Here is a 4862-nt window from a genome sequence, read left to right on the forward strand (position 1 = left end):
ACGCTCAACTTGGTATTAACGATTTATATACACAAGGTCTCGGTCGGCTTAGGGACTAATACAAAGGGTGTAAGTTGGGTGTTTTAAAATAAATCTACTCGTTATGAATCAGTAGGTTGAATGAATAACGGACGCCGAGGCGTCCGTTATAACTTAGGATGTATATATACAATTAACTTGCGCGAATCATGCAATGGGTCGCCATTTGCCGAGCATATGTTGAATGTTGTCAGCCCCCTTCAACAGCAATTCGCCGCTGGAGCCAGCGGCGCTGGTGAGTAGTACAACTTCGCTGGGCAGGCGTACGGGTTTTTTGAATTCGACCTCTATTTCAACATTCGCGGCGGGCAAATGTTGATGCAGTGCGGCCAGTGTTCGGGCGGTATTCCACAACCCGTGGGCGATAGCCTGGGGAAAGCCGAAGAGCTTGGCCGTCAATGTGCTCAAGTGGATCGGATTGTAATCGCCGGACACCCGAGCGTATTGACGGCCAATATCGGCGGGCGCCTTCCAGCGGGCCAACTCGCTGATGATGCCGGATGTCGATAAAGGATCTTCCCGGGTTTCGCCGGCAAGCGCCGCGCCGCGACAGAGCATGCGGCTATCGGCTTCCCACAAAAGCCCTAATGCATCCTCGACCGTGGTCGCAATATCAAACGTCGCGCCCTTGGCATGGGGGCGCAGATTGTGTGCGTAAACACCCACCATCACGTTATTCACACCTCCCAGCGGGCGATGAATCCGGATACGGTTGCTCAGATGAATCAGCCCCAGCAGCGGAAAGGGAAACTGTTTGTCGGTGAGTAATTGCATCTGCAAACCGAACGCCAGGATATGGGGATAAGTCCCTGGCAGCACCGAACTGTCTACAAACCCGCACACCTTGCGATAGGCCGCCACGTCCTCAGGGTTTACGCGGATGTGGCAGCGCAGGCCTTTATCAGGCAGGTGATTGCTGGTGATCTTGCGCTTGAGCACCGCCCGCCAGTACAGCGGCGGCAGAAACGGGCTGCTGTCCAATGTCTGCCATTCCATGCTCAGGCTCCCAGCAGGCTTTGCCCGCACACACGCAGCGCCTGGCCGCTGACCGCACCCGAGCCCGGCTGGCCGAGCCAGGCCACGGCTTCCGCCACGTCCTGGGGCAGGCCGCCCTGGCCCAACGAACTCATGCGTCGCCCCGCTTCACGCAGGGCGAAAGGGATGTGCGCGGTCATTTGGGTTTCGATAAAACCAGGCGCCACGGCATTGATGCTGATACCGCGTTCCTTGAGCAACGGCGCCCAGGCCTGGGCCAGCCCGATCAGGCCGGCCTTGCTCGCCGCATAGTTGGTTTGCCCACGATTGCCGGCGATGCCACTAATGGACGCCAGCAGCACTACGCGAGCGTTGTCATGCAGGGTGCCGTTGTCGAGCAGAGCCTTGGTCAGTACCTGCGGTGCGTTGAGATTGACCGCCAGCACCGCGTCCCAATATTCCGGGGTCATGTTGGCCAGGGTTTTGTCACGGGTGATACCGGCGTTGTGTACCAGGATATCGAGGCCATCCGGCAACTGTTCGATCAGTTGCGTGGCGGCGTCTTCAGCGCAGATATCCAGCACGACGGTACGGGCACCGAGGCGTGCGGCGAGGGCTTCGAGGTCGGCCTTGGCCTGGGGCACGTCGAGCAGGATCACGTCGGCATCGTCGCGGGCGAGGGTTTCCGCGATGGACGCGCCAATGCCGCGGGCGGCACCGGTGACCAAGGCTTTGCGCCCGGCAAGTGGGCGGGTCCAATCCTCGACTGGTGTGGCGCAGGCTTGCAGACGGATGACCTGGCCAGAGATGTAAGCGCTTTTAGGCGACAGGAAAAACCGCAGCGCACCTTCCAATTGGTCCTCGGCGCCGTCGCCGACATACAGCAGTTGTAGCACACCGCCGTTGCGCAGTTCTTTGGCCAGGGAGCGACTGAAACCTTCCAGGGCGCGCTGGGCGCTGGCGGCGAATGGGTCGCTGAGACTTTCCGGCGCACGGCCGAGGATCACCAGGTGCGCACTGTTATCCAGGTTCTTCAGCAATGGCTGGAAGAACTCACGCAATTGTTTGAGTTGGTCGGTGTGCTGTAGGTCGCTGGCGTCGAACACCACGGCCTTGAGCTTGGGACCGTGCCCGGGAATCCACGTCGATGTCTCGGTGCCGTAGCTGTAAATGGCGTCGGTGAGCTTGTGGGCAAACGCCTGCACCTTGGACACCAGCGCCCCACCGCCGAGCAGCAAGGCGCCTTCCACCGGGCGCAGGCGTCCGGCCTGCCAGCGCTCCAGGCGTACCGGCGACGGCAGGCCAATGGCGGCGACCAGTCGATGGCCGAGGCTTGAGTTGGCGAAGTCGATATAACGGTCAGACATGGAACGCTCTCCGAGTGCTGGGGTTCAAACGGTGGACCATCGCTAGGTGAAAGTCGTTCGATTGAGCCTAGGCTAGGCTTGATGATTCCACCCACAACCATCAGGGAGCTTTCCATGACTCAATTGCGCCGTGTAGCGATCATTGGCGGTAACCGCATCCCCTTCGCCCGCTCCAATGGCCCTTATGCCACGGCGAGCAACCAGGCCATGCTGACCGCGGCCCTCGAGGGGCTGATCGAACGCTATAACCTGCACGGCCTGCGTATCGGCGAGGTGGCGGCCGGTGCGGTACTCAAGCACTCCCGCGATTTCAACCTCACCCGCGAATGCGTGCTGGGCTCGCGCTTGTCGCCGCAAACCCCGGCCTACGATATTCAACAGGCCTGCGGCACCGGGCTTGAGGCCGCGCTACTGGTGGCGAATAAGATTGCCCTGGGGCAGATCGAATGTGGGATTGCGGGTGGCGTGGACACCACGTCCGACGCGCCGATCGGCGTGAATGAAGGGCTGCGCAAGCTTCTGCTGCAAGCCAACCGCAGCCAGTCCATGGCGGATAAATTAAAACTGTTGCTACAACTTCGTCCCCATCACCTTAAGCCCGAGCTGCCGCGCAATGGCGAGCCGCGCACCGGTTTGTCCATGGGCCAGCACTGTGAACTGATGGCGCAGACCTGGGAGATTCCCCGGGCCGAGCAGGACCAGCTTGCGTTGGAAAGCCATCAGAAAATGGCCGCGTCCTACGCCGAAGGCTGGCACAACGATTTGCTGACGCCGTTTCTGGGCCTCACCCGTGACAACAACCTGCGCCCTGACCTGACCCTGGAAAAACTCGCCAGCCTCAAGCCGGTGTTCGAGCGCAGCGACAAGGGCACGCTCACCGCCGGCAACTCAACGCCGCTCACCGACGGTGCGTCGCTGGTGCTGCTGGGCAGTGAGGAGTGGGCGAAAGAGCGCGGCTTGCCGATCCTTGCCTATCTACGCGATGGCGAGGCGGCGGCTGTCGATTTCGTCAACGGTGCCGAAGGCCTGTTGATGGCACCGGTGTACGCCGTGCCGCGCTTATTGGCGAGGAATGGCCTGACGCTGCAAGACTTCGATTACTACGAAATCCACGAAGCTTTCGCTGCCCAAGTGTTGTGCACGCTCAAAGCCTGGGAAGACGCCGATTATTGCAAGACCCGCCTGGGGCTGGACGCACCCCTGGGGTCCATCGACCGCAGTCGGCTCAATGTCAAAGGCAGCTCGTTGGCGGCGGGGCACCCGTTTGCAGCCACGGGTGGGCGTATCGTCGCCAACCTGGCCAAGTTGCTGGATGCGGCGGGCAAGGGGCGTGGCCTGATTTCCATCTGTGCAGCCGGTGGCCAGGGGGTGACGGCGATCATTGAGCGTTGAAACTGGCATATTGGATGCATTCTTAAGTGATCAACGGTCGGTAGCCCCTCCCACCGGCGAGCCGATTGCCGTATAACGAGTGCCACACGCGTGTTTGGTAATACAGGACCCACAATAAAAGCTGATGAAGACTCCTAAACGCATTGAACCCCTGATCGAAGACGGTCTGGTCGACGAAGTGCTGCGCCCACTCATGAGTGGTAAAGAAGCAGCTGTTTATGTGGTGCGCTGCGGTAACGAATTACGTTGCGCCAAGGTTTACAAGGAGGCGAATAAACGAAGTTTTCGTCAGGCGTCCGAATACCAGGAAGGCCGTAAGGTCCGTAACAGCCGGCAAGCCCGGGCCATGGCCAAGGGTTCCAAGTTTGGCAAGAAAGAAACCGAAGATGCCTGGCAGAACGCTGAAGTGGCAGCGTTGTTCCGCCTGGCCGGTGCGGGCGTTCGCGTGCCCCAGCCGTACGACTTCCTTGAGGGCGTGCTGTTGATGGAGCTGGTGGCCGACGAGTACGGCGATGCGGCGCCGCGTCTGAACGACGTGGTGCTGGAGCCGGACCAGGCGCGCGAATATCACGCTTTCCTGATTTCCCAGATCGTGCTGATGCTGTGTACCGGCCTGGTGCACGGTGACCTGTCCGAGTTCAACGTGCTGCTCACGCCGACCGGCCCGGTGATCATCGATCTGCCCCAGGCGGTGGATGCGGCGGGCAACAACCACGCGTTCAGCATGCTGGAACGGGATGTGGGCAACATGGCTTCCTACTTCGGGCGCTTTGCCCCGGAGTTGAAGAAGACCAAGTACGCCAAGGAAATGTGGGCGTTGTACGAAGCCGGCACCCTGCACCCGGCCAGCGTATTGACCGGCGAGTTCGACGAGCCGGAAGAGTTGGCGGACGTGGGCGGTGTGATGCGCGAGATCGAAGCAGCGCGGCTGGATGAAGAGCGTCGCCAGGCGATCCGCGCGGCGGATGATGCGCCGCCGGGCAAAGCGTCCGACGAGCCACCACCGCCGCCTTGGATGCAGTAGTCAGAGCAACGGCGATCCAATGTGGGAGCTGGCTTGCCTGCGATAGCATCACCTCGGTCTAACGG

The 4862-nt window shown here is 60.8% G+C and carries 4 protein-coding genes; 2 read left to right on the plus strand and 2 right to left on the minus strand.

What is annotated here, in order from left to right; all coding sequences use genetic code 11:
* Positions 1–186: 186 nt before the first annotated feature.
* Together ACRESD_RS25950 and ACRESD_RS25955 are read right to left on the minus strand one after the other, a co-directional pair.
* Positions 187–1035 (minus strand): MaoC family dehydratase, encoded by an 849-nt coding sequence (locus tag ACRESD_RS25950; RefSeq protein ID WP_431753516.1) that lies wholly within the window; start codon positions 1033–1035, stop codon positions 187–189.
* Between the two features lie 2 nt (positions 1036–1037).
* Complete coding sequence (locus ACRESD_RS25955) at positions 1038–2381, minus strand: 3-oxoacyl-ACP reductase (protein WP_431753517.1); 1344 nt, start codon at positions 2379–2381, stop codon at positions 1038–1040.
* Between the two features lie 114 nt (positions 2382–2495).
* On the opposite strand from ACRESD_RS25955, the gene ACRESD_RS25960 reads away from it, so the two are divergent.
* Positions 2496–3773, plus strand: a complete 1278-nt coding sequence (locus tag ACRESD_RS25960) for an acetyl-CoA C-acetyltransferase (protein WP_431753518.1) — start codon at positions 2496–2498, stop codon at positions 3771–3773.
* A gap of 124 nt (positions 3774–3897) precedes the next feature.
* Positions 3898–4797 carry a PA4780 family RIO1-like protein kinase gene (locus ACRESD_RS25965; protein WP_431753519.1) on the plus strand — a complete coding sequence of 300 codons (900 nt, stop codon included), beginning with the start codon at positions 3898–3900 and terminating at the stop codon, positions 4795–4797.
* Positions 4798–4862 lie beyond the last annotated feature (65 nt).

The organism is Pseudomonas sp. (genome assembly GCF_050739995.1).
Taxonomy (GTDB): Bacteria; Pseudomonadota; Gammaproteobacteria; order Pseudomonadales; family Pseudomonadaceae; genus Aquipseudomonas.

What these genes read in the sequence shown, in the direction of transcription:
- ACRESD_RS25950 (WP_431753516.1), bottom strand. Translation starts at nt 1,035, where the DNA reads ATGGAATGGCAGACATTGGACAGCAGCCCGTTTCTGCCGCCGCTGTAC.
- ACRESD_RS25960 (WP_431753518.1), top strand. Translation starts at nt 2,496, where the DNA reads ATGACTCAATTGCGCCGTGTAGCGATCATTGGCGGTAACCGCATCCCC.
- ACRESD_RS25955 (WP_431753517.1), bottom strand. Translation starts at nt 2,381, where the DNA reads ATGTCTGACCGTTATATCGACTTCGCCAACTCAAGCCTCGGCCATCGA.
- ACRESD_RS25965 (WP_431753519.1), top strand. Translation starts at nt 3,898, where the DNA reads ATGAAGACTCCTAAACGCATTGAACCCCTGATCGAAGACGGTCTGGTC.